Annotated in this window: 27 protein-coding genes; 7 read left to right on the forward strand and 20 right to left on the reverse strand. The window is 56.9% G+C overall.

The genetic code is table 11. The features are described from left to right. Nucleotides 1-5: 5 nt before the first annotated feature. Together P8935_RS17940 and P8935_RS17945 are read right to left on the reverse strand one after the other, a co-directional pair. On the reverse strand, nucleotides 6-653 hold the full coding sequence (locus P8935_RS17940) for a class I SAM-dependent methyltransferase (protein ID WP_348261671.1): 648 nt from the start codon (nucleotides 651-653) through the stop codon (nucleotides 6-8). Between the two features lie 61 nt (nucleotides 654-714). Next, complete coding sequence (locus P8935_RS17945; protein ID WP_348261672.1) at nucleotides 715-1,083, reverse strand: polymer-forming cytoskeletal protein; 369 nt, start codon at nucleotides 1,081-1,083, stop codon at nucleotides 715-717. 254 nt (nucleotides 1,084-1,337) lie between these two features. Between P8935_RS17945 and P8935_RS17950 the strand changes: the two genes are divergently transcribed. Then, a complete protein-coding gene (locus tag P8935_RS17950; protein WP_348261673.1) occupies nucleotides 1,338-2,195 on the forward strand; it encodes a hypothetical protein in 858 nt (285 codons plus the stop codon). Nucleotides 2,196-2,263: 68 nt separating this feature from the next. Here the strand turns inward: P8935_RS17950 and P8935_RS17955 are convergent, their stop codons facing one another. From P8935_RS17955 to P8935_RS17975, 5 genes are all read right to left on the reverse strand, one after another. Continuing rightward, the gene (locus P8935_RS17955; protein WP_348261674.1) at nucleotides 2,264-2,563 is read right to left on the reverse strand and encodes an ATP synthase F0 subunit C; all 300 of its coding nucleotides are present in this window, start codon (nucleotides 2,561-2,563) and stop codon (nucleotides 2,264-2,266) included. A gap of 147 nt (nucleotides 2,564-2,710) precedes the next feature. Next, entirely contained in the window at nucleotides 2,711-3,445 is a 735-nt protein-coding gene (gene atpB, locus P8935_RS17960) for a F0F1 ATP synthase subunit A (protein ID WP_348261675.1), read from the reverse strand. Nucleotides 3,446-3,539: 94 nt separating this feature from the next. Then, the gene (locus P8935_RS17965; RefSeq protein WP_348261676.1) at nucleotides 3,540-3,953 is read right to left on the reverse strand and encodes an ATP synthase subunit I; all 414 of its coding nucleotides are present in this window, start codon (nucleotides 3,951-3,953) and stop codon (nucleotides 3,540-3,542) included. Nucleotides 3,954-3,961: 8 nt separating this feature from the next. Further along, a complete protein-coding gene (locus P8935_RS17970; RefSeq protein ID WP_348261677.1) occupies nucleotides 3,962-4,279 on the reverse strand; it encodes an AtpZ/AtpI family protein in 318 nt (105 codons plus the stop codon). A gap of 52 nt (nucleotides 4,280-4,331) precedes the next feature. Then, nucleotides 4,332-4,853, reverse strand: coding sequence for a hypothetical protein (locus P8935_RS17975; RefSeq protein ID WP_348261678.1), 522 nt, complete (start codon nucleotides 4,851-4,853; stop codon nucleotides 4,332-4,334). Nucleotides 4,854-4,996: 143 nt separating this feature from the next. Between P8935_RS17975 and lysS the strand changes: the two genes are divergently transcribed. Beyond that, nucleotides 4,997-6,529 (forward strand): lysine--tRNA ligase, encoded by a 1,533-nt coding sequence (gene lysS / locus P8935_RS17980; protein WP_348261679.1) that lies wholly within the window; start codon nucleotides 4,997-4,999, stop codon nucleotides 6,527-6,529. Nucleotides 6,530-6,667: 138 nt separating this feature from the next. Then, nucleotides 6,668-7,465, forward strand: coding sequence for a TIGR00282 family metallophosphoesterase (locus P8935_RS17985; RefSeq protein WP_348261680.1), 798 nt, complete (start codon nucleotides 6,668-6,670; stop codon nucleotides 7,463-7,465). 121 nt (nucleotides 7,466-7,586) lie between these two features. Here the strand turns inward: P8935_RS17985 and P8935_RS17990 are convergent, their stop codons facing one another. From P8935_RS17990 to P8935_RS18030, 9 genes are all read right to left on the reverse strand, one after another. Then, the gene (locus tag P8935_RS17990; RefSeq protein WP_348261681.1) at nucleotides 7,587-8,345 is read right to left on the reverse strand and encodes a hypothetical protein; all 759 of its coding nucleotides are present in this window, start codon (nucleotides 8,343-8,345) and stop codon (nucleotides 7,587-7,589) included. 211 nt (nucleotides 8,346-8,556) lie between these two features. Further along, nucleotides 8,557-9,999 (reverse strand): hypothetical protein, encoded by a 1,443-nt coding sequence (locus P8935_RS17995; protein ID WP_348261682.1) that lies wholly within the window; start codon nucleotides 9,997-9,999, stop codon nucleotides 8,557-8,559. Nucleotides 10,000-10,417: 418 nt separating this feature from the next. Next, nucleotides 10,418-11,551, reverse strand: coding sequence for a homoserine O-acetyltransferase (metX, locus tag P8935_RS18000; RefSeq protein ID WP_348261683.1), 1,134 nt, complete (start codon nucleotides 11,549-11,551; stop codon nucleotides 10,418-10,420). Continuing rightward, nucleotides 11,548-12,888 (reverse strand): homocysteine synthase, encoded by a 1,341-nt coding sequence (locus tag P8935_RS18005; RefSeq protein WP_348261684.1) that lies wholly within the window; start codon nucleotides 12,886-12,888, stop codon nucleotides 11,548-11,550. The genes metX and P8935_RS18005 overlap by 4 nt, the downstream gene beginning before the upstream one ends. A 391-nt stretch (nucleotides 12,889-13,279) precedes the next feature. Then, nucleotides 13,280-13,648 carry a hypothetical protein gene (locus P8935_RS18010; protein WP_348261685.1) on the reverse strand — a complete coding sequence of 123 codons (369 nt, stop codon included), beginning with the start codon at nucleotides 13,646-13,648 and terminating at the stop codon, nucleotides 13,280-13,282. Between the two features lie 5 nt (nucleotides 13,649-13,653). Beyond that, complete coding sequence (locus tag P8935_RS18015; RefSeq protein ID WP_348261686.1) at nucleotides 13,654-14,253, reverse strand: UbiX family flavin prenyltransferase; 600 nt, start codon at nucleotides 14,251-14,253, stop codon at nucleotides 13,654-13,656. Nucleotides 14,254-14,283: 30 nt separating this feature from the next. Next, nucleotides 14,284-14,814, reverse strand: a complete 531-nt coding sequence (locus tag P8935_RS18020; RefSeq protein WP_348261687.1) for a DUF1579 family protein — start codon at nucleotides 14,812-14,814, stop codon at nucleotides 14,284-14,286. A gap of 69 nt (nucleotides 14,815-14,883) precedes the next feature. Further along, nucleotides 14,884-16,191 carry an adenylosuccinate lyase gene (purB, locus tag P8935_RS18025; protein ID WP_348261688.1) on the reverse strand — a complete coding sequence of 436 codons (1,308 nt, stop codon included), beginning with the start codon at nucleotides 16,189-16,191 and terminating at the stop codon, nucleotides 14,884-14,886. 68 nt (nucleotides 16,192-16,259) lie between these two features. Further along, nucleotides 16,260-16,517: a glutaredoxin family protein gene (locus tag P8935_RS18030; protein ID WP_348261689.1), complete on the reverse strand. Its 258-nt coding sequence runs from the start codon at nucleotides 16,515-16,517 to the stop codon at nucleotides 16,260-16,262. A gap of 38 nt (nucleotides 16,518-16,555) precedes the next feature. Between P8935_RS18030 and P8935_RS18035 the strand changes: the two genes are divergently transcribed. Beyond that, entirely contained in the window at nucleotides 16,556-17,041 is a 486-nt protein-coding gene (locus P8935_RS18035; protein WP_348261690.1) for a cupin domain-containing protein, read from the forward strand. Here P8935_RS18035 and tadA read toward each other — a convergent pair. The 4 genes from tadA to P8935_RS18055 all read right to left on the reverse strand — a co-directional run bounded on the left by tadA (nucleotide 17,038) and on the right by P8935_RS18055 (nucleotide 20,166). Continuing rightward, entirely contained in the window at nucleotides 17,038-17,487 is a 450-nt protein-coding gene (tadA, locus tag P8935_RS18040; protein ID WP_348261691.1) for a tRNA adenosine(34) deaminase TadA, read from the reverse strand. The two genes, P8935_RS18035 and tadA, sit on opposite strands and share 4 nt — an antisense overlap. Continuing rightward, nucleotides 17,484-18,578 (reverse strand): agmatine deiminase family protein, encoded by a 1,095-nt coding sequence (locus tag P8935_RS18045; protein ID WP_348261692.1) that lies wholly within the window; start codon nucleotides 18,576-18,578, stop codon nucleotides 17,484-17,486. Before P8935_RS18045 ends, tadA begins: the two co-directional genes overlap by 4 nt. Nucleotides 18,579-18,580: 2 nt before the next feature. After that, nucleotides 18,581-19,555, reverse strand: a complete 975-nt coding sequence (locus P8935_RS18050; protein ID WP_348261693.1) for a carbon-nitrogen hydrolase — start codon at nucleotides 19,553-19,555, stop codon at nucleotides 18,581-18,583. A 62-nt stretch (nucleotides 19,556-19,617) separates the two neighbouring features. Further along, nucleotides 19,618-20,166: an arginine decarboxylase, pyruvoyl-dependent gene (locus P8935_RS18055; RefSeq protein WP_348261694.1), complete on the reverse strand. Its 549-nt coding sequence runs from the start codon at nucleotides 20,164-20,166 to the stop codon at nucleotides 19,618-19,620. A 255-nt stretch (nucleotides 20,167-20,421) separates the two neighbouring features. Between P8935_RS18055 and P8935_RS18060 the strand changes: the two genes are divergently transcribed. The 3 genes from P8935_RS18060 to mdh all read left to right on the forward strand — a co-directional run bounded on the left by P8935_RS18060 (nucleotide 20,422) and on the right by mdh (nucleotide 23,599). Then, nucleotides 20,422-21,039: a DUF4252 domain-containing protein gene (locus P8935_RS18060; RefSeq protein WP_348261695.1), complete on the forward strand. Its 618-nt coding sequence runs from the start codon at nucleotides 20,422-20,424 to the stop codon at nucleotides 21,037-21,039. A gap of 174 nt (nucleotides 21,040-21,213) precedes the next feature. After that, on the forward strand, nucleotides 21,214-22,614 hold the full coding sequence (locus P8935_RS18065; RefSeq protein ID WP_348261696.1) for an NADP-dependent isocitrate dehydrogenase: 1,401 nt from the start codon (nucleotides 21,214-21,216) through the stop codon (nucleotides 22,612-22,614). 58 nt (nucleotides 22,615-22,672) lie between these two features. Next, a complete protein-coding gene (gene mdh / locus P8935_RS18070) occupies nucleotides 22,673-23,599 on the forward strand; it encodes a malate dehydrogenase (protein WP_348261697.1) in 927 nt (308 codons plus the stop codon). Nucleotides 23,600-23,642 lie beyond the last annotated feature (43 nt).

The following is a 23,642-nucleotide window of genomic DNA, read 5'->3' on the forward strand; positions in this document are numbered from 1 at the left end:
CGCTGTCAGCGAGTAATGATCACTTCTGAAATGCTGTCCTTGGCCAGGAACTGCCGGAATCCCGACCACTGATCGAACAGATCCTGAATGATCCGGTTGGTGAAGGCTCGCTGCAGGGGAAACGGCTGGGCCAACTGCATCTCAACCGTGTCGTCCGCTGTGACGTGGAACCGGCAATGTGCCGACTCTTCCGGCTGCTTTCGAGTATGAAAGAAAGCCAGGACCTGGCCGCCCGGATTGAGCGACGCATGCAGGTGGCCGACAACGGCTGGCACGAACGGCTCGGGAAGATAATCGAGCGCCGTCCAGAGCAGCACGATGTCATACATTTTGCCACCGAAGTCTAGCGTCTGTTTTAAGTAACCCTCTGTGTCATAGATAGGCTTGTCGTCTGCGTCAACGCCCCTCTGCCAGGCGCCTGTACATGCCTCAGTAGCCAGATCGGTCATGAAGACGCTATGACCGAGGCTGGTGAGGTAGTTGATATTCGTAGGGGACGTAGCGCCCGAATCAATGATGCGAAGACCCGGCTCTGCCTGAAGACGTTTGCGCAATGCCGCCCATCCACCCGAATGACGCGGCATGCGGGGCCCGCTGGTGCCTGAGCCAGTGGACGAAGCGCCCTCTTTCTTGTCGAACCAACGGCGAATCACTTAGAAAATTCCTTGGGATAGACGCACCGCACACATGGAGCGTCCCTCTGACACAGCGATGTTAGGAGTTGGTTGCCGGGGGGGCTTCTGGAGTCTTGGCGCCTTGCGTAAGGTCGACTTTGCCGCGGAAGATGGCATTGTCTTCCACCGCGAGTCGCAGCGCGCGTACATCGCCTTCGACCGAGCAGCCAGACCGCAATTCTACGCGGCCGCTAGCCACGATATTTCCGTGAACCTCGCCTTGAATAAGTATGTCCCGGGCCGCGAGATCCGCAGCAACGTTCGCACTTGGGCCGATGGTAAGTCGGCTCTCCGTCAGAGTCACGGTTCCTTCGACACGGCCGTCGATGATCAAATCTTCTCCGCCCTTTACTTCCCCGCGAATCACGACGGACTTGCCTATCCGAGCAGAACCATTTTCGGTTGCCATGGATCAATTCCCTTCCAAAATTATTTGACTTCGACCTGCGCCACAAAAAATGGCGTCCATTGTCTTGAAACCAAGTGATTTCCGTAACCCACAGCCAGGATCAAAGCTGCCGGGAAACCTCACTAATCACACAAAGTTCCTTATCGAACTATAGCATCGGGGCGAGGAGGTTCAATTTAAGAAACCGTAGTCCCCCTGTGACATCCAAAACTAAAGAAACACACACCAGGATTGGAAGGCAGGACGATAAACTGTTGCCAGTGCGCTTCCTCGCAATTTTGATTCTGTTTTTCCCGCTGACTACAGCAGGCCAGGGTGGAGCAGTGCGTGGCGATGACTCGCTCGTAAAAAGGGCGCTGGAGAACGAGATTCGCGCAGCCGGCGACACGCAGCATCCGATGCGTTATCGCTTGCGGAAGTCGAGTCCGCGATTGATTTCAACTAAGGAAATCCTGGAGACCAAAGACGGTGCAGTGGCTCGCCTTTTAAGCGTCAACGATGCGCCCTTGAGCGCGGCGGATGAGCAAAAAGAACAGGCGCGGCTAGCGGCGCTTCTAAACGATCCGGCCAGGCAGCGCCACCGGAAGCAGGCGGAAGATGATGATTCCGCAAGGGCGCTGAAAGTGCTGCGTTCCCTTCCAACTGCATTCGTATACCACGACGAGGGAAGCGACGAGGGGGCTGGTGGAGAAGTGGAGAAGTTTGCCTTTACGCCCGATCCAAAGTTCAATGCACCAAACCTTGAGACCCAGATATTGACGCAAATGACCGGCGAAATCTGGATTGATAAGGCACAGGAACGCGTTGTAAGGCTGGAAGGCCACCTGCAACAGGATGTGGATTTCGGCTGGGGAATTCTCGGACAACTCAACAAGGGTGGATGGATCCTGATTGAGCAGTCGGACGTGGGCGATCATCAATGGCACGTTGTGCACTTCAAAATGAAGATGACCGGACGCGTGATCTTCAAGACCAAGGTTTTCGATACTACGGAAGATGAGAGTCAGTTCGCTTCAGTCCCAGCAGGCACCAGTTACAAACAGGCGATACAGATGATGCAGGCAGAAGAGGTAAACAGCGAGCGGGGAGCGAATGCCCCGGCCAATCGATAGTTTCTAGCAGACGAAAAACGGGCCCGTCGTAGTGACGGGCCCGTTTTGTTATGTCGTGCGTGCTGAGTCTACTTGACCTTGAGCAGGATGATGACCAGCGTGAACAGGGTGAGGGACTCGATGAGCGCGAGGCCGAGGATCAGGAAGATCATCAAGCCGCCGCGAGCGCCGGGGTTGCGGGCCAATGCTTCGCAAGCCGAAGCTGTGGCCTTGCCTTGACCGAGTCCGCAAAGACCAGCAGCCAACGCCATGCCGATTCCGGCGCCAATTGGCACCAGGTTGATAGCAGCCGAACCGCCGTCAGCAAACGCCGGAACGGCGAAGCAGAGTACGGCCAGTGCCATGAATACGTATTGAAACTTGCGCATAGTTCTCCTGCTTCCCTTTGGATTTGGCCACCAGTGGGTGGTTGAGACTCACCGTGCTGGTCCCCTCACGCTTGCGGCCTGCCGTGGTCCGGAGCGGGAGCGCTCTCCGGCGGAATCTTTTTCTCGTCTTAGACGAGTGGTTGGCGCTTAGTGCGCGTCGTGCGAGACTGCCAGCGATAGATAGATCATCGAAAGCAGCATGAAAATAAACGCCTGAATGCACGATACAAAAACGTGCAGCCCTAGAAAGACGGATGGAACGCCGATCGGAATCAGCGAGAAGAAGCCCAGTGTGAGCATGTCGCTGGCGTACATGTTGGCGTAGAGACGAATGGTAAGCGACATGATGCGGGCGAAGTGCGAGACGAGCTCGATGGGGATAAGCAGCCATGCCATCCACCAGATCGGACCAGCAAACTGCTTCAGGTATCCGATGCCGTGAGCGCGGAAGCCCTGGAAGTTGTAGTAGAGGAATGTGGGCAGGGCCAGGCCCAGCGGAACTGCAGGCGACGTGGTTGGCGCAGGCACGCCGGGGATGAGCCCCACAAGGTTATTGCACAGGACAAACAAAAAGATGCAGGTGACATACGCCTGATACTTTTCATAGCCGTGACCAATGACCTGCTCCCCCATGTTGCCGGTGAATTCCGAAATCAATTCAGCGACGTGCTGGACGGGGCCGGGCTTGTCTGGCGACAGCGTAAGCCGTACCACGATGAAAAACGCAATCAAGGCCGCAACAACGATCAACTCCACCGAGAAGGTGTTGCTAAAGGGCGCGCCTGGGGTTGCCGGGTGGATGCCCAGCATCTGCATGATGGATGTGACGATGCCGCCGAATAGTTGATTAAGCAGGCGAGTCAAAGCATAAGGTTCAGGCATGAAGACTTGGTCTTTCCGTTTCCTTCTGTATTAAGCGCGTATTTCGTAAATTACGCGGTGGAGCGAGGACGGTAATTCCTCGATCTTGCAGGCGTCAATCCAGGAGCAACCGGAGCGCTTGCCACATGATGGTAAGTGCTGCCAAACCCAAGCCGCAGAGCAGGGCAACTGCCGATCCCTGGAAACACTTTAGGCTAACATAGATGGCCCCGGCGTAGATGATGAGCCGAAGCATAAAGAAGACAACCACCGCAGCAGTGCTCCGTGGCGTTTTTTGATCTTCCAATTTGGCGCGAATTACGCGCGCGAGCCGCTGCCACTCGAAAATGCTGCCCGCAGAAATCAGGGCTCCGGTCATAAGCATGGCGGCATTTCGCCAGCCCGATGCTACGAGGATAACTATCGAGGCAACTACTCCTATTATGAGTGAGTTACGCATGGCCTTCTGAAGCATTACTTCAGCGGCATCGTTGGATAGCTCGAGGAGAGGATGTGTCTCTTGCTTCATGTCCGTGGTCATTTTTGCGAGTCGTCGAGCCCATCCGAAGATCCGTTTTGGGCCGAGGTTTCATTGCGGGTGCCGCGCTCAGCCGTTAGCGCCATGCGGATCACGTAGACAAGTCCGGATACGGCTCCGAAAACAATACCGGCGATGGCGATCCAGGTCTGGTGGAAATGCTTGTCAGCCCAAGAGCCGATGAGCCAGCCAACAACGGCGGCACAGGGGAGCATCAGCGCGATCTGAAGGAGTTTCTCCGCCTGCACAATGGCATCGACGCCGCTGGACATGCTGGAGCGGGAGTCGGAGTTCTTGAGTGGGCGGTGGAACGGCATCCTTCGTGGTTATACATGAAAGATGCCCCGGGGCGCGATGACAGGTGACCGGCTACTTCGGCTTCGATGTGCTTTGCGCAAAGGTCTTAACAAGGTATTGACCTTTGTCTTCGTTCACTTGCGTGAGGGCGAAACTGACGGACTGCTGCGACTCGACATGGACGTCAGCCTGAAAGTAGTAGACATGGCCGGCTTCCGCAGTGAAGGAAGTCAGATCCACGTTTTTATTCAGGGTTTTGAAAGCCGATTGCCAATTCGCGCAGAGATGGTGGATGCCAGGCTGTGCCGTGAGAACGAAGTAGGAATCTCCGTTGTCGGCGCCAATCCACGCTCCGTCCATGCCCCAGCGAACGGTTGCGCCGTGAAACGGCGTGATCATGTGATTCTCAGTCTGGATCAAAATGAGCTGAGCTTTGCTTGGATCCAGCAATGAAGGAGCGGGATGATCCTTTTCTGTCTTGACTTCAAATTTGATCTTGTCGCTTCCGCAAGAGTCTGGAAGGGTTGAGGCTTCGGTTTTAATCGCAGAAACAAGAATTACAGCGAGCGCAAGAACTGCGAGTTTCACTCTCATGCTTTCTCCTGCAGTTCAGACGGCAGAATGGCTTTGTTGGTTTTGCGGCAGATGGAAAGCCTCGGTCGACTGTCGCGCGTGAAGCAGGCTCGCGAACGATATACTGACCACTAGAACTCATTGAAACGACGAAGGTAGGAACCGTGTTTGATTCGGAATTTGAGCGCAATCTTTTTGAGTTGCGCAGGGGCAAGCTGGCGGAGATCGAAAAACTGGGGCAGGCTGTCTATCCCAACCAGTTCCCTGCCTCGCATACGATTCCGCAGATCCGTGCAAAGTGGGGCGAGACGACGGCGGAGGCGCTGGACACGGACCGGGTAACCGTGACCATCGCCGGGCGTATCATGGCGATCCGCGTGATGGGAAAGGCAGGATTTGCGACGCTGCAGCAGGGCGGTGAACGGCTGCAGATTTACGTGCGCCTGGATGCCGTTGGCGAATTGGGATGGGCGCTCTACAAGCTGCTCGACCTGGGAGACCACATTGGGGCGAGTGGATATCTCTTCCGCACCCGGACCGGAGAACTCTCAGTTCACGTGGAGCGGCTGACGTTCCTGTCGAAGGCAATGCTGGCTCTTCCAGAAAAATTCCACGGTCTGGCCGATGTCGAGTTGCGCTACCGGCAGCGGTATGTCGATCTGTTTTCGAACTTGGATGCGCGCGAAGTATTTGTGAAACGGGCCAAGGTGCTGCGGGCGTTGCGGCGCTTCTTTGATGAGCGCGATTATCTCGAAGTGGAAACGCCAATGATGCAGACGATTGCCGGCGGAGCCAATGCGCGGCCGTTCAAGACGCATCACAACGCACTGGATATGGACTTGTTCTTGCGCATTGCGCCGGAGCTTTACCTGAAGCGGCTGGTGGTGGGTGGACTTGATCGCGTGTACGAGATCAATCGCAACTTCCGCAATGAAGGAGTGAGCACCCAGCACAATCCCGAGTTCACGATGCTGGAGTTTTACCAGGCGTATGCGAACTACGAAGACATGATGCAGCTGACGATCGATCTGCTGAAGTTCGTTGCGCTTGAAGTGAACGGAACGACGGTGACGGAGTTCAATGGCGCGCAGTTGGACTTCGCTAAGGTCGAGAAGCTGACCATGAGGGAGGCGATCATCAAGTTCTGGCCAGTGGAGGCCGGAGAACCTCCGCAGTTCAGTGATTTTGCAAGTGAAGTAACACTCGTCGAGTTGGTGCAAAAGCTCCGTGCGAACGGGGCGCGTCTCGATTTCAAAGTGGGAGAGCCTGCAGGCAAGACGATTGCCAGCATCTTCGAAGTCGTCGCTGAAGAGCATTTAGTCCAACCAACGATCATCTATGAGTTTCCGACTGCTATTTCTCCTCTGTCTAAGCAGAAGCCGGATGATCCCGAATGGGTGGAGAGGTTTGAAATCTACGCGGGCGGATTCGAGCTTGGGAATGCGTTCAGCGAGTTGAACGATCCTCTGGAGCAGCACAAGCGTTTTGAAGAGCAGCTCAAAGAGCGCGACCGCGGCGACGATGAAGCGCATCAGATGGATGAGGATTATGTTCGGGCGCTTGCGTACGGACTTCCGCCCACGGGTGGGGAAGGCATCGGCATCGATCGCCTTACGATGCTGATGACTGGGTCGAAGTCGATTCGGGATGTGATCCTGTTCCCGCTGATGCGGAACGTAGTGGACAGTGAACAATGAAGAGTCGCAACGCCGTAGCGCTCTGGACGAAAACGGATTTTTCGCTCGCCACCCCCGAACTGAGAAACTTTCGGAGCCCCGTTCGTTCAGAATGACACCGCCAACTTTTATTTCGGACGCCAGGCGCCAGGAGCAGTTTTGAATATTCTTTTTGTGGGCGACATTTTTGGCAGCGCGGGGCGCAGGATCGTACGCGAGCACATCGGCCATGTGCGCGAGGCGCATAACGTTGAGCTCACGGTGATCAACGCGGAGAATGCCGCGGGCGGTTTTGGAGTAACGCCGCAGATTGCCGAGGAGCTGTTTGACCTGGGTGCAGACGTGCTCACCACGGGCAATCACGTCTGGGACAAGCGCGAGTTGCTGGATTATTTGAGCTCTGTGCCGGCGGACAGCCAAGATCGTGCGCGGCGGGTTTTGCGGCCGGCGAATATGCTTCCCAAATTGCCCGGCTATGGCGTTTTTGAAGGTACGACAAATAGCGGCGTAGAGTTCGCGGTCGTTGACCTGATGGGCAAGGTGTTCATGAACGGCACCAACGACCCTTTCAATGCGGCCAATGATCTGCTGGAGAACATCAAGGCCAAAGTGATCGTGGTGGATTTTCATGGTGAGGCCACCAGCGAAAAAGTTGCAATGGGCTGGCACCTCGATGGGCGAGTGACGGCGGTACTGGGCACGCATACGCATATTCCTACCGCCGATGAGCGCGTCTTGCCGGGCGGTACCGCGTATCAGACGGACGTGGGGATGAGCGGCCCTTATGACAGCGTGATCGGCGTGGAGAAGGAGCTTGTGCTGCACCGGTTTCTTACCGGAATGCCGGGCAAGTTCGAAGCAGCAAAGGGTAACCCCAAAATGTGCGCGGCACTGATCACTTGCGATCCCGCTACCGGTCGCGCATCATCGATTCAGCGGATCATGCTTGGGGAGTAACCGAGGCATGATTGAGATGATACTTCCCGCCCAAGTTTGTCCCCGCTCTGAACCTTCAACCGAAGATTTCGGTTCCCGTTTGGTTACTCGGAATGACAGTGTTGAATCTGAAGACCGCGTATTAGTTTTGGCCTGATGGCGGGACCTGCCAGCTTCGTGCGACAGCCGACTTCTGCGGTACGGGATTTGCAGACTCCATTGAGGCTGGCTTGTGCGTGGCTTTGATCAGCTTCCCCTGATGAGTGAAAGTCATCGTCCACTCCATGGAATGCGGACGTGAGGCTGCGTCGTCGAAGCGGATCAGTTCCATCCCATGCGCCTGTGTCTGGACATCCATTGCCGCGTTGAGTGCGGGGATCGGCTTGTGTACTGCAGGCTCCGCATCGGCAGGAAGAATCTGCGGCTGTGAACCGGCAAGCGCTGCGTAGCAGAGGGCATTGCCAAGCCAATCCGCATTGGCGGGTTCGCCTTCTTCGGCGCGGATACGGTTGAAGGCGGAGATCGTCAGCGCATTGATGGGAGCGGGAGAGAACAGGGAGTAGCCGCGTTTAAGGATGGGAACGATCCGAACCCGACCCTCTCCATTGCGTGGAATCGATGCAGAAAAAACGGTCGTATCGCCGACGCCGTTGGTGCGCGTGTACTGCAGAAAGAGATGGTTCGGGAAGCTCGGGCAGACGATCTGACGATAGTTCCAGTTACTTTGTTGATATTCGAGGCCAGCGAATCCTGCGTGCTCGGCGATCGAAGATTCGGCGTCCGCGAGCAGGAGGCGATCTTGTTGGGTTAACTGATCGGCCGATCGAAATTCAACGGTGTAGACGGGCGTTTTTCGTGTCGCGGCAGTTGGAAACGGCTTCGACTCTGTGGAAGCAGGCACCGTTCTTTCGTGCTTTGAGCTTTGACTTTGTCCAGACAGGCCTCTGCAAAGGCAGAGAGCGACCACTAGTAGGGTTGAGGTCAGCCGGGTGGGGGAAATGCGGAACGGCAACATGCTTTCTCAAGGTTATCATCGGGGGCGATTGGGGCCCTGAAACAGGAAGGGCAGCCTTGTCAGGGGCTGCCCTCGATCCGCCAGGAGCACCGGCGAACTATTGTGCTGGCTTATGCGTTGTGGTGTGGTGGGCGGCGGCCGGCTTATGGGCAGGCGCCTTCTTTGCGGTCTGCAGGATGCCGTCCTTCAGCACGATCTGCGCACTTGCAGCAGCGGCTGCAGATGCTGGGACCTGGGTGTAAGTATCGTAGGTTCCATCGACCTCAGGGCCGCCATCTTTCAACAGCTTGAGCTCTGAACCGACAGCAGGGATTTCCTTCTCCGCCAATGGCTCCTTCATGTTGACGATGAAGTCAGCTGTCTTCGCGTCCTTGGAGTCTTGGGTCACAGCCACTTTGATCTGGCTTGCGCTGGATTCGATCACGGTGCCTGGGACAGGCGTTTCCTTACCCTGCAGGAGTGCCCACAGTTTGTCAGCGTCTTCCTTGCTGCCGACGGAGAGAACAGTTTCCTTATCCGCAAGAGCCAGGCTATTCAGATCCGCTGTCGTTGCCAGCAAGTCGTGGATCTGCTCTTCAGGAGTCTTGGCTTTGGTGATGACGAGTGTTCCCGGCGGGAAAAGGGTGGCGGCGGCCTGGGTCTTTACGGCATCGAGACCGGTGAGGTCGCCGTGGTACTTCTTGTAGTAATACTCCAGCTGGGGCTCAATCTGGCTTTTGTAGTTTGCCGGAGCAAAGTTCCAGGCGCGGGCGAAGAACCATACAGCCTGCACGTAATCCTGACCAGCCTTGTCATCGGCGGCCTTGGCTGCCGCAGTCAGAGTCGCATCTCCGGGAGTCGCCTTTGCCTTGGCATCGGCATCTCTGGCGGCCTGCGCATCTACAAGTTGCAGTTTGACGTAGGCCAGCGCCATCTGGAGAGTGTCCCCAAGAGCTGCGCCCTTTGTGGTATCCTCCGGCGCGTACATCATGAGCTCTTTGCGGTACTCTTCGACGGCAGACGCAGGATCCTTCTTCGCAACCATGTCATCGACAGCGATTGCCGAATGGAAAAATGGCGCAGTTGCAGCGGTCTGCTTTTTGAAATCATCGTCAGACATGCCCGCAGGCTTGGTTGCGGCCAGGCCCTTCTGGGCCAAGGCAGCAGCATCATCGCAAGTCTGCTGATCGGACGTCTTGGCGCATTGGCCCTTCTTCACGAATACCGAGAAGTAGATCGCCTTCAGATTGCTGGGGTCGACCTGCAGCATACGAGTGCATGCGCTCAAGGCATGATCCATATCCCCGGCCGCCTGATATGCATCGATGAGCATATCGAGCATGGTCTTCTTGACTACACTCTGCGGATACTTAGTGAGGAAGTCTTCAATCTGTGCAGCCTTCTGCTTAGGATCGGTCTGTGTGGTGGCCATTTGATAGGCGTTGTATTCGGCGGGATCCTTGATTTGAATCGTGGATGGATCCTGCGCATGCAGCTTATATGCGGGAACGAGGCTTAAGCTCGCCAGCGCAATCGCAGATGCAAAGACAAACTTCTTCATTCAGTGCTCCTGGGAGATGCGGAAGTGTAATCGGTACTCAAGCACTCGCTCGCGGTTTTGTCTGTCCGTTTTGATGCGCAATTTTTCTGTTTTGAACGGATAGACATTCCCACGATGTCCAATGCGGTATTGAGGGGATTATAGAAAGCCCTGCCCAATGTGACAAGGCACCTGTTTCGACAAAGATTTCGACGACCGAAATAAAGGCGCGGTTGGGGTGTTGCCTGCTCTGCCAGGAGGCGACGCGCCGGTCCAAGGTTTGACATGTCTCTGATTGAGAGAAGTGCGGGAATCTTTCTGCCTCCCTGCGGGGTACCGACAGCCGAACCCCCTCAGCCATCGCATAAACGCTTAGACACCGAATCCAGCAAAAGTGTTTCCTGAATGTTACAGGAACGCGTTCAGACCGATGAACGGATCACTGCAGGAGGCGGACCAATTCAGCCTGTTCAGCGAGAAAGGCGTCATGGCCATGGGAACTGTTCATCTCGCGATACTCGGCAGGAACTCCGGTGGAGCGAATGAGGCCTGCGAAGTCACGAACGGACTCGGCCGGAAACAGCCAGTCGGAACTGATGCCGATGAATGTAAGGCGTGCGCGGATGGCGCTGAATGCCTCTGTTGGCGAGATATATCCATTCAGCGGATCCCAGGTATCCATGGTGCGGAGGATAGCCAGATACGAATTGGCGTCAAAGCGCTGGATGAACCGTTGCCCCTGATGATCGAGGTAGCCGGCGATGTCGAAGCGGCCACCCACCAGCCCTCCGCCATGATCGTCTAGTCTCCAGGGATCTTCGCCGTTGCGGTTGGGATTGCGGGAGAAACGATCGTCGAACAAGCCAGCGGATTTGTAGCTGAGCATGCCGATCTGTCGGGCAAGCGATAGCCCGAGGCGAGGCGGCCGTTGAGGCAGGTAGTAGCCGCTGTCCCAATCGGGGTCGTTCTGGATCGCCTGGCGCTGCAGGTGATTCAGAGCGAGACCCATCGCCGATAACGGAGCCACCGCAATGATGGCTGCACGCTCTACGCGAGACGGATCGTGGATAGCCCATTCCACTGCCTGCATGCCGCCGATCGAACCTCCAAGAATGAGGCGCAACCGACGAATACCGAGCGAGTCAAGAAGTTGAGCCTGGGCGCGGACGTTGTCGCGAATGGAGACAAGCGGAAAATCCGGCCCGTAAACCAGTCCGGTCTCCGGATCGACAGAGCCTGGCCCGGTGGAGCCGTAGCAGGAGCCGAGCAGGTTGATGCAGATAACGAAATCGTGTTCCAGAGAGAGTACGGCACCAGGAGCAAAAATTTCCGGCCACCAGTCGCCTACGCGGGCCGAACCTGACAATGCGTGGCAGATAAGCACGGCGTTGTCGCGGGATGCGTTCAGGCGTCCGTAGACGGCGTAGTGAAGCGTGACCTGCGCCAGCGTGCGCCCGCTCTCCAGCATGAGGTGCTGGTCCAGCACGAAGTCGCCCTCGTACGTCGGCTCAAGAGCGGGCGACCGAGTCGGTGCTGAGCCCGACCCGGTAACGGCTTCAGTCATAACACTCATTGTGCAGCACGAACCTCAGCATGAGCAGCAACGCTTGAGAATGCTTGGCCGTTTGCGATTTCGATGGCCTGGTCGAGGTCGGAAACGATGTCGCGTATATCTTCGATGCCTACTGACAGGCGCACGAGTTCTGGCGTAACTCCAGTTGCCACCTGCTCCTCGACGGAGAGTTGCTGGTGGGTTGTGGACGCAGGATGAATTACCAGCGACTTGGCATCGCCGATATTGGCAACAAGCGAGAAGAGTTCCAGCGAATCGATAAACTTCTTCCCCGCGTCGTAACCGCCCTTGATCCCGAAGGTGATGAGGGCGCTCTGGCCGTTGGGAAGATACTTCTTTGCACGGGTGTAGTAAGGGCTGGACTCGAGTCCGGGATAATTGACCCACTCAACGCCGGGATGCTGTTGAAGATGACGGGCAACTGCCAGGGCGTTCTGCGAGTGGCGCTCGAGGCGAAGGTGGAGGGTCTCAATGCCTTGGAGGAGAAGGAACGCACTGTGCGGCGAAAGAGCGGCGCCGGTATCGCGCAGTCCCTGGATGCGGGCCTTGAGAATGAAGGCCAGCGGACCAAACGCCTCAGTGTAAGAGAGGCCGTGATACGACGGATCGGGCGCCGAGAACTCCTTGAAACGGCCTGAAGCTGCCCAGTCGAACTTGCCGGCATCGACAATAACGCCGCCGATGGTGGTTCCGTGGCCGCCTAGAAACTTGGTCGCGGAGTTCACCACGATGTCGGCTCCCCATTCAATGGGGCGGACGAGGGCTGGGGACGCGGAGGTGTTGTCGATTACGAGCGGCAAGCCGTTTTCGTGGGCGATTGCGGCCAGCTTCTCGATGTCGGCGATGTCGAGCTTGGGGTTGCCAAGAGTCTCGGTATAGACGGCTCGGGTTTTCGAGTTGATGGCTGCGCGCAGGCCATCGAAATCATCGGCGTCGACGAAACGGACAGTGATGCCGAGCCGTGGCAGCGTGTAGTGAAAGAGATTGTAGGTACCGCCGTAAAGAGAGGTGGTGGAGACGATCTCGTCACCGGCAGCAGCGAGGGTGGTGATGGTGAGTGTCTCGGCGGCCTGCCCTGAAGCCACTGCCAGAGCTGCTGCTCCGCCTTCGAGAGCCGCGACGCGCTTTTCAAGGACATCGGTAGTCGGGTTCATGATGCGCGTGTAGATGTTGCCAAATTCCTTGAGCGCGAAGAGGCGGCCGGCGTGGTCGGCGTCCTGAAACAGGTAAGAAGTGGTCTGGTAGATGGGGACAGCGCGTGAGCCGGTGGCGGGGTCGGGCGATTGGCCGGCGTGAACGGCGAGAGTTGCGAGGTGCTGTTTCTTCTCTTCAGACATCGTGATCTCCTTGGAATTTGGTATCGGATTGAGTAGCCGGGGATGGGATTTAAAAGAACCGCACCCAAGCCCGAAAATGCGAAAGCCCGAATCCTGATTCGGATCCGGGCCGCCTGGTTCTTGATCGGTTGCGACTAGCGCATTCGCCTCTCAGAAGCCACACGGATGGATCCGCATGCGCAACACATGCACATGGCCATGACCTCAATCCGGTGATTCGCTGAGCTCAGCATTGAAGGCAGTATCGCGGGAAGATCGACCTGATGTCAAATAATCACCGGCCGATTCACATCCACTGGATGGCGATTCTCGCAAGAAAGTCGGGATCGTCGGTCTGTATCAACTGAAAAATGACCGGTCACTGCGCTGACCTTTTCTTTGTGCTACCAGTCTACCATATCGCTGCGATGACCATCCAAGTCACGGCGGGAATGAATAGAAAGGGTGCCGCGGGCTTCGCGAGGTGCTTCAGGAATGCCACTGCAGCGTAAATCGCAACCGATGCCAGACTGATGACATGCATTAATGCGTACATGGACTGTTGCCAGGATGCTGTCCAACGCGCTGATATCCGGCCCAACCAGATCAAGCCCACAAATGGGGTCTCTACCCAAATTGCAAACATCAGCGCCAGCAGGCCGGAATGGTTATGACGACCGACCCAGAGAACAAGCCCGAGCGAAATTACAGCGCACAGGATCACGAGGATACCGGCCGCTTTGCGCTTTGCATCCGGTGCCGGTCGCGGCTCGATTGCCATTACCGCTACTCCTCAGCCTTCCAGACGTAGGCACCCGGCTGCGGCAGGCCGATGTGTGCCAACACCCGAAAGGTGAATTGGCGGGCCATTTCTGTGGAGTCGGCCGGCTTGTTGTAGAACGCCGGAATCACGGGGAAAATCACCGCCCCGGCTTCAGCCGCCAGCGTCATGTTGCGCAGGTGGATGCGATTGAAAGGGGTCTCGCGCACGCACAGAAGGAGCGGACGGCGCTCTTTCAGCGTCACGTCGGCGGCACGGGAGATGAGGGAGTTGGCGAGCCCGTTGGCGATGCTGGCCAGTGTGCCCATGGAGCATGGCAGGACGATCATGCCGTTGGATGGGTGACTGCCGCTGGCGATGGCCGCGCCGATGTCGCTGTCAGAGTGCTGCACGATCTTTGTGGATACATTACCGAGCAATTTTTCCAGCAGATTGGTGCGCCCGGAGATGCCGAGTTCCTCCGCCATGACGCGAAGCGAATTCTCAGATGCCACAAAATGCACATGAGCAACGCGTGCGTCCGACTCGAGTGCGCGCAACAATTCGCGACCGAGGACTGCGCCGGATGCGCCAGTGATGGCAACGGTGAGATTGAGGGCTTCCACGTCTGACTTCCCTTCCCTTGATTCGTGGTGTTACGGCTGAGTGGCGGCCTTCTTGCTGTAGGTGGTGAGAAAAAGCTTCGTCCAGGAATCACCCTGCTTCATTTCGAGCAGGAATGTGAGGGTGTTATCCGATGGACTTTCGTACGTGGCGCGCAACACTGGACCTGGGCCGGAGGAACTGCTGAGCAAAACTAGCTTTTTACCGGTAAGTTCGCCGGTAAGTTCACTCGGATGGGTGGATGTGTCGTTGAACCACCATGCGGTGTACTTGCCTGATTGCTTGTCGTAGGAGATGAAGTGGCGCGTGTCAGTCGGTTTGCGGCCCGGCAGAGTTGTGGAGAGCATCTCACACAAATACTTGCCCGCGATCCCGATATCGATGCGATCGGTAGCTTCTCCGACCATTGCTGGTCCACCGCCGGTCTCGAAGTTCTGTTTGCCTGTCCAATCACCTTTCATGAACGACAGGTTGTCGAGGGGATTCGGTGCTGACGGCGTTGTTTGTTGACTGTAGCTCAGCACACTGGCACAAAGAGTGAGGAAGCAAATGACAAGTCTCATTGACCTCTCCTGCGGAAAAACGATATCAGGCCCGGCAGAAATCTACTGACAATGTTGAAGTGCGAATGACTATCCGAGAACCCGCTTGAAAATTGCATCAACGTTGCCAAGCTGGCGCATGTAGTCGAATGTGCGTGCGAGCTTGTCGCTGCTGAGCAGTGTCGTGATTTGTGGGTCTTTCGCTACTTCATCGCGGAAGATCAGATCGTCTTTCCAGGCGCGCATGGCGTGGCCTTGCACGACACGATACGCATCTTCGCGCATCATGCCTGCTTCAGCGAGATCGAGCAGCAACTGACCGGAGAATATGAGGCCGCCGGTCGATTCTAAGTTCTTCTTCATGCGCTCGGGATAGACGAGGAGTCGATCGATCAGGTCTGTCGTTTTGGCGAGGAGATAGTCAGCCAGAATTGTGGAGTCGGGAAAGATGACGCGTTCGACCGACGAGTGGGAGATGTCGCGCTCGTGCCACAGCGGAATGTTTTCAAGCGCGGCCTGAGAGTTGCCGCGGATTACGCGCGCGAGGCCGCTGATCTGCTCACTGGTGATGGGGTTTTTCTTGTGGGGCATGGACGAGGAGCCCTTTTGCTTTTCGCTGAAGTACTCCTGCGCCTCGCGAACCTCGGTGCGCTGCAGGTGGCGGACCTCAACGGCTATTTTGTCGAGCGTACTGCCGAGAATGGCGAGAGTCCCGATATAGGCCGCATGGCGGTCGCGCTGGATGACCTGGGTAGCAACGGGGGCGGGCTTGAGACCGAGTCGTTCGCAGATGCGCTCTTCGTGCTCAGGCTTGAGGTGGCCGAAGGTGCCCACAGCGCCGGACAGTTTGCCGACGCGCATGTCTTCCGCTGCTGCCTGGAAACGCGCGAGGTTACGCTGCATCTCGGCGTACCAGTTCAGCAACTTGAGACCAAAGGTGGTGGGCTCCGCATGTATCCCATGGGTGCGGCCGATGGTGGGAGTGTGCTTGAATTCAAGGGCTCTCCGCTTAAGGACCGTGAGCAGCGATTCAATTCCCTTGTGAATGAGCGCTGAAGCTTCTTTAACCTGCAACGCCTGCGCCGTGTCCACTATGTCGTTGGATGTCAGGCCATAGTGCAGCCAGCGGGATTCCTCGCCAAGACCCTGAGCTTTTAGACTTTCGGCGACAGCAGTTGTGAAGGCGATGATGTCGTGCTTCACCTCGGCTTCAATTTCGAGGATGCGTTCGGCTGAGGCTGATGCTTTCTTCGCGATTGCGTCGGCTGCAGACTGGGGAATGACGCCGTCTTCAGCTAAAACGGCACTGGCCGCCGACTCTACCTGGAGCCAGCAGCGGTACTTGTTGTCCTCGGTCCAGATGCGGCCCATCGCGGGGCGGGTATAGCGCTTGATCAAGGGCACGCTCCTCTAATGGCCATCGCTAATGGCCGTCGCCAACTCTTGATTGTACGAGGTTAAGCGGCTCAGGTGCGTGGGATCCCGAACCGTTTGTGCAGCTCATCGTAAAGAAGGCCGCGACCTGGCTTGTAGGGTTGAAACCACTCGCCGTCGATTACAAGTTGAGGGATCGCTCGCTTGCCTACGTGACGCAACACTTCATCAGAAGCCGCTGGATCAAGATCAACATTGATCTCGGTGTATTCAATCCCGTGGGAGTCGAGAAACTGCTTGGCCGCCCGGCAATCTCGGCACCAGGCAGCCGTGTAAACCTGCACCTTCATATCTCCATTTTACTTTGCCCGGCTGATAACATTTTCCCGTGACCGCAGACGAGATCAAGAATCTCCTCAACCTCAACCCGCACCCGGTGGAGGGCGGGCACTTCCGGCGCACCTATACCGCAGCGGCCAACGTGGAGTTGGGGAGGGGGAGTCGCCCGCAGGGTACGGCAATCTACTACCTGCTGGAACCGGGCACCTTCTCAGAGATGCACATGCTTGAGTCCGATGAGATATTTCATTTTTATCTCGGCGATCCGGTAGAGATGCTGCAACTCAATCCTGATGGACGCTCCTCGGTTCACACTCTCGGATCAGACTTGGGCGCTGGAGAGAATGTGCAGGTGCTGGTTCCGGCTGGAGTGTGGCAAGGAATGCGTCTGATTGGCACCGGACAGATGGCCCTCCTGGGGTGCACAGTGGTTCCAGGCTTCAACTATGCCGACTACCACAATGCGCCGTTTGCAGAGTTGGCAGCGAAATGGCCAGAGCAGGCAGAACGCATCAAGGCGCTGACGCGGAGCTAGCGTCGCTCGCGGAAAAAGCTCCGCAATAACTCTGCGGATTCTGCGGCGAGTATTCCCTGCTCCACCTTCATCTGATGGTTGAGCTGCGGATGATTCAACACCGACAGGGCAGAGCCGCATGCGCCCGCCTTGGGATCGGAGGCAGCGTAAACCAGGCGGTCGATACGCGCGTGAATCATCGCTCCGGCACACATGGCGCAAGGCTCCAGCGTGACGTAGAGCGTGCATCCGTTGAGACGGTAGTTGCCGAGTTTGATTGCCGCTTCTCGCACAACAATGATCTCTGCATGAGCTGTCGGATCATTGCCGCAAATGACGCTGTTCTGACCGCGCGCGATGATTTCACCCTCGCGAACTATGACGGCTCCAATAGGCACTTCGCCCGCTTCGCCAGCGAAACGCGCTTCGGCAAGTGCTGCTTGCATTGCTTCGAGATCGGAGATCATGTCGTCGATGGTAAAACCGCAGGCTGTTGCTGGGTCATGCAGTGGAGCGTGCCAAGTCCCCAGACGAGATCGACGGCATGGATGCCGATGACTTCGCGGCCCGGAAAGAGGTCCGCCAGAACGCCAAGCGCTATGCGGTCGTTGGGGTCGTGAAAAGTGGGCACCAGTATGAGGCCGTTGGCGATATAGAAGTTGGCGTAGCTGGCAGGGAGCCGCTGTTTACGAAAAACCACAGGCCGCGGCAAGGGCAGATCCACGATCGTGAATTGCTTGCCTTCAGAAGTGCGTGCCGCTTTGAGGCGTGCGAGGTTTTCGGCGAGCGGTTCGTGGTTAGGGTCTTTTGTGTTCGGCTCAACGGCGGTCACGATGGTGGACGGACCGACGAATCGAGTGATGTCGTCGACGTGTCCGTGCGTGTCGTCGCCGGCAATTCCTCGACCAAGCCAAAGTACTTGCTCGATGCCGAGATAGTCGTGAAATGCTTGCTCGAGTTGTTCTCGGCTGACGCCGGGGTTGCGCTGCTGCACTTCGCTCAGCAGGCATTCTTCCGTCGTCAGTAGGGCGCCTTGTCCGTTGGTATCGATGGAGCCGCCTTCGAGGACGAGTCTTCGCTGCTCCTCTCCCATATCCACAGTGGGTTGCCACTCCGAAAGACCGAGCAATTCGGCTGCGCGTACTGGAATCTGGTCATCGAGGTGCCAGTCGGGATATTTGGCCCAGGCGTTGAAATGCCAGTTGGTAATTGCAACCTGACCTTGCTCATTGCGGACGAAGATTGGGCCGGAATCGCGTGTCCACACCCGGTCAGTCGGCCACTGGTGGAAGGCGACGTTGTCGAGGTTCACGTGAGCGCGCTGCAGGATGCTCGTCGCGCGTCGCTGTTCCTTCTCGTCCTGAACGAGGAGATGAACTTGTTCCCGCATCGCGAGCAGGCGAACAATCTCCGCATAAAGCCATGGGATCGCCTGAAACTTACCGGGCCAGTCCTCGGGATTATGCGGCCATGCAAGCCAGGTCGCCTGGTGAGGCTCCCATTCGGCCGGCATACGATAACCGAGTTCGCGTGGCGTCTGTTCTGGCTGAGCGGACATTCTTACTTGCTGTCTCCATCAACCAGCGAACCGAGACCCGGATCGAGGAAGCGGCTAGTGATGGGCGCGTAGGCATCAATGCGGCGATCGCGGAGGAACGGCCAGTTCCGCCGGGTGTCTTCGAGAAGCGCGAGGTCGATCTCCCCGATGAGGATTTCCTCTTCCTCGTGCGAGGCTTTGGCGATGATGCGGCCGAACGGATCGGCTAAAAAGCTTCCACCCCAAAACTCAAGGCCAAGCCCGGCGGCGCGATTGCCGCGAATGTCGCCGTTCTCGTGGCCGACCCGGTTCACTCCGGCAACATAAACTCCATTGGCGATGGCGTGCGCGCGCTGGATGGTCTGCCAGGCATCGTATTGCGCCGAACCGAACTCTTCCTTCTCGGCCGGGTGCCAACCGATGGCAGTTGGATAGAACAGGACCTCGGCGCCTTGCAATGCAGTGAGGCGCGCGCCCTCGGGATACCACTGATCCCAGCAGACCAATGTGCCCACGCGACCGAACGCGGTGTCCACTGCCTTGAATCCCAAATCGCCCGGAGTGAAATAGAACTTTTCGTAATACAAAGGATCATCGGGGATGTGCATCTTGCGGTAGACGCTGATGATGTTGCCATCCTGGCCCAGGGTGACCGCGGTGTTGTGATAAAGACCGGGAGCGCGGCGTTCAAACAACGAAGCGACGATAACGACGCGGGTTTCGCGAGCAACTTCGGCAAGGCGTGTGGTGGAAGGTCCGGGGATCGGTTCAGCAAGATCGAAGAGCTTGATATCTTCGCGCTGACAGAAGTATTGTGCGCGGAAAAGTTCTGGCAGGCAGACGATGTTGGCGCCACGCCTTGCAGCCTCGCGGACATGAGCGATGGCAGATTCAAGGTTCGCCTCGGGGTCCGGGCCCATCCGCATCTGCACCAGGCCAACTTTATATTTGCGGGCGTGTTCCATATCGAGATAGATCCCTTCCTGCTCTTCATTCATTGCTTCACGCGGCAAGGCCAACCCCGGTAGCGGGATTGGCCTCCATACTCCCGCATCGTTGCCTATTCTTCGAGGATCAGAACCGCTGCCGCAATGGTCGTGGTCCAGAGCCCGCGCTTGTCCCCCACAGCGGACTGGGTCACGTTGCTGGTGCGGACAATCTTGTTCGAAATACGGTAAATTTCCTTCTTCTTATCCCAACTCGTATCGGGATCAAATTCGACATCCAGAGTGGTGGCCAGCATCTCTGCAGCCAGTTCCTCTGCGTATTCGCCCGCCTGCTCTTCGGTCTCACCGAAACTGTGGTGTTCGCTCAGATAACCATAGGTATCTCGATCAGCCGGGATGGCTACGCCGATACTCGACACGATAAGGCGGTGCGGCTCGCGGGTGGAGTTCTCAGCAATGACCGCAAAAACGACTTCGCCGTGGTCGAGATACTTGAGCCCTTCTTTCCGGGAAATTACTTTGCAACGAGGCGGAAAGATCGAACTGACGCGGACAAGGTTCTGAGAAGCGATGCCGGCATCCCGAAGGGCGAGCTCAAAGGAAGTTAAACGTTCCTTATGCTTGCCGACACCCTTGGTGAAGAAAAGCTTCTTCGGAACCATGTTTTTTCCCAATTTCTATGTCCCCTCCATGAGGTTGGCGGTCGTTGATTTTTGCAGGACGTTCCCGCCTGAGTTTATCGCATCTTGAAGGATTCAAACGGGTGCACAAGCGATTTAATCCGCAGTTCACACCATGGCAGCTGGGCGGACAAACAAGCCAACCCAAAATTCCTCCCGAACGCTTTGGCAATTTTGCGCTTTTTTGAGCGCAACGCAGAACTTTTCCCGGCCAGAGGAGTTTGAGCAGGAATGAGGATGACTCTTCTTTTCGGAATTACTGTGCTCAGCGCCACGTTGGGCTGTGCGCTGGCTGTCGCTCAAGAGTACGTAGCTCCGTCTGGCCCTCCCCCCGTCAGAGTTGCGCGTCCCGACGCGGATCCCGTGCCGCTGGAATGGGTTCCTCCGGCATTGGCGCAGTTGAGCCTATCGGCTCCCGTCAAGTCGAACTTCACGCTGGACAGGACCATGCTTGGGATTGCGGCAGGGTTGGTGCCGGACACCGACGCTCCAACGCGGCAGGCAATGAACAAGCTTGACGGCGTCAGCGTGCACACCATGCGTTTCAACGAAGCTGGAATTCCCGACGAAGGGGCGGTTGCGGCGGTTCGCGCCTCGTACCATCTGCGCGGATGGAAGCATGTGGTTACCACTTCGGACAAGGGGAGTCCAGTGCACAACGGCACTACTGACGTGTGGGTTGTACTGGACGGCATGAACGTGCGCGGCGCGGTGGTTCTGGCTGAGACTCCGAGGAGCCTGACGCTGGTGACCGTGGCCGGCAACTTGAGCCCGGTTGACCTGATGCATCTGCGCGGACACTTCGGCATTCCCAAACTGGACGCGGGAGACTTCAAGGACGCACCGGCGCAATAGGCAGTGACTGGCGGCTCCAAAGTCAGTTCGTTGTCTCCTCGCACGATTGCGTTGAGTGCGTGTGAGCCCTTAAGTCGTCGCGCTTTCTGCATCACCCTGATGCCGTTGCCATCTGTAAATTGCGGGTGTTAGCCTTCCTTACAGCGTCTCGAGGGAAGGAACTCCGTAAACAAAATGCAAAAGACCTATAACGGGCTGGAATTGCCGCAAGACGGCCAGCCTATTGAGTACAGTCACGGCCAATACCAGGTTCCCGACAACCCCATCATCCCTTTTATTGAAGGCGACGGCACCGGTCGCGACATCTGGAAGGCCTCGCAGAGGGTTTTCGATGCTGCCGTGGAGAAGGCTTACGGCGGGAAACGCCATATCAAGTGGTTTGAGATCTTTGCTGGAGAAAAGGCATTCCGCCAGTTCAATACTTGGCTCCCCGATGATTCGGTAGGCGCTGCACGCGATTTGCGGGTTTCCATCAAGGGACCGCTGACCACTCCGGTGGGTGGCGGAATTCGTTCTCTGAATGTAGCGTTGCGCCAGCTGCTCGACCTTTACTCCTGCGTTCGCCCTGTTAAGTACTACCAAGGCGTTCCCAGCCCGGTGAAGCATCCAGAAAAGGTCGACATTGTGATCTTCCGCGAGAACACCGAAGACGTATATTCCGGTATCGAGTTCAAGCAGGGCTCCGCAGATGCAGGCCGCATCATCTCATTCATCAATGACGACCTGTTAAAGGGCGGCAAGAAGAAAATACGCTCCGACTCCGGGGTCGGCATCAAGCCAATCTCGATCTTCGGGACTAAGCGGCTGGTGCGGTACGCCATTCGCCAGGCGCTCGAGACGGGGCGCAAGACCGTTACGCTGGTGCACAAAGGAAACATTCAGAAGTTCACCGAGGGCGCATTCCGCGAGTGGGGGTACGAGGTTGCAGTCGAAGAGTTCCGTGACCAGACGGTTACAGAACGGGAAAGCTGGATCCTCGGTAACGTCGATGCCAATCCGAATATCACCGTCGAAGAGAATGCCGCGTTGATAGAGCCGGGTCTTGAATTCGGCAATCAGGAGTTTCGCGATTCTCTCTACGCCGAGATCAAGGGCGTCCTCGATTCCATCGGGAAGACACACGGCAACGGCGCGTGGAAGAACAAGATTTTGATCAACGACCGCATCGCCGACTCAATCTTCCAGCAGATCATCATCCGGCCCTCCGACTACAGCATTCTCGCCACTACCAACTTGAATGGAGACTATATTTCCGACGCAGCTGCCGCGCAGGTAGGCGGACTTGGTATCGCACCGGGCGCAAACATCGGCGACGGCTATGCAGTTTTTGAAGCGACGCATGGCACCGCACCAAAGTACGCGGATAAGGACGTCATCAATCCCGGCTCGGTGATTCTTTCTGGCGTGATGATGCTCGACTTCATCGGCTGGAAAGAAGCCGCCAAGATGATTGAAAACGCCATGGAAAAGACGATCCAGCAGAAGTTCGTGACGTACGACTTCGAGCGGCAGACGGCAGGAGCCACGAAGGTGGGCACCAGCGAGTTTGCTACGCGCATCATTGGAAACATGTAAAGACAGTCAACAGTGATCAGTGGACAGTGAACAGTCACTCTCCACCAGGAGAATAGGGATGCGGAAAAAAGTAAGTATTGTCGGTGCCGGTAACGTGGGCGCCACGGCAGCACACTGGATTGCGGCGAAGGAATTGGCCGACGTAGTGCTGATTGATGTTGTTGAAGGCGTACCGCAGGGCAAGGCGTTGGACCTGCTTGAGGCCATGCCGATTGAAAAGCGCGATGTGCACGTCATCGGTGCAAACGACTATGCGGCAACTGCTAATTCAGACATCGTGATTATCACAGCTGGCATTCCGCGCAAGCCGGGCATGAGCCGCGACGACCTGCTGCACACGAACTTCAAGATCATGTCGGATGTGGTAGCGAAAGTGGTGGCGCAGTCACCCGAGTGCATTCTGATCATCGTTTCGAATCCTCTGGATGCTATGGCGCAGGCAGCGTACCGGCAGGCAGGCTTCAACCGCGAGCGTGTGATCGGCATGGCTGGGGTTCTGGATTCTGCACGCTTCAGGACGTTTATTGCTGAAGAGCTCAAGGTGAGTGTCGAAAACGTGACGGCGTTTGTGCTGGGCGGCCACGGCGATACGATGGTACCGCTGGCCCGCTATTCGACGGTGGCCGGCATCCCGATCACGGAACTCTTTGCACCTGACCGGCTCGAGCAACTTATCCAGCGCACGCGCGACGGGGGTGCCGAAATCGTAAAGCATCTTAAGACTGGCAGTGCGTACTACGCGCCTTCCGCGGCCGCCGTAGAGATGGTCGAAGCCATCCTCAAGGACAAGAAGAAGATCTTGCCCTGTGCCGCATACCTCAATGGCGAGTACGGAATCGAGGGATTCTACATTGGCGTGCCTTGCAAACTGGGGGCGGCGGGACTCGAAAAGATCATCGAGATCAAGCTCACGCCTGAAGAAGACGCGGCGCTGAAGAAGAGCGCGGCGGCGGTAAAGGAGCTATGCGCTGTAATCGGCGTCTAGCTTCTCAAATTTCTTTTTCTTCGAAAAGGCCACTCTGCAATGG

The organism is Telmatobacter sp. DSM 110680 (genome assembly GCF_039994875.1).
GTDB lineage: Bacteria > Acidobacteriota > Terriglobia > Terriglobales > Acidobacteriaceae > Telmatobacter.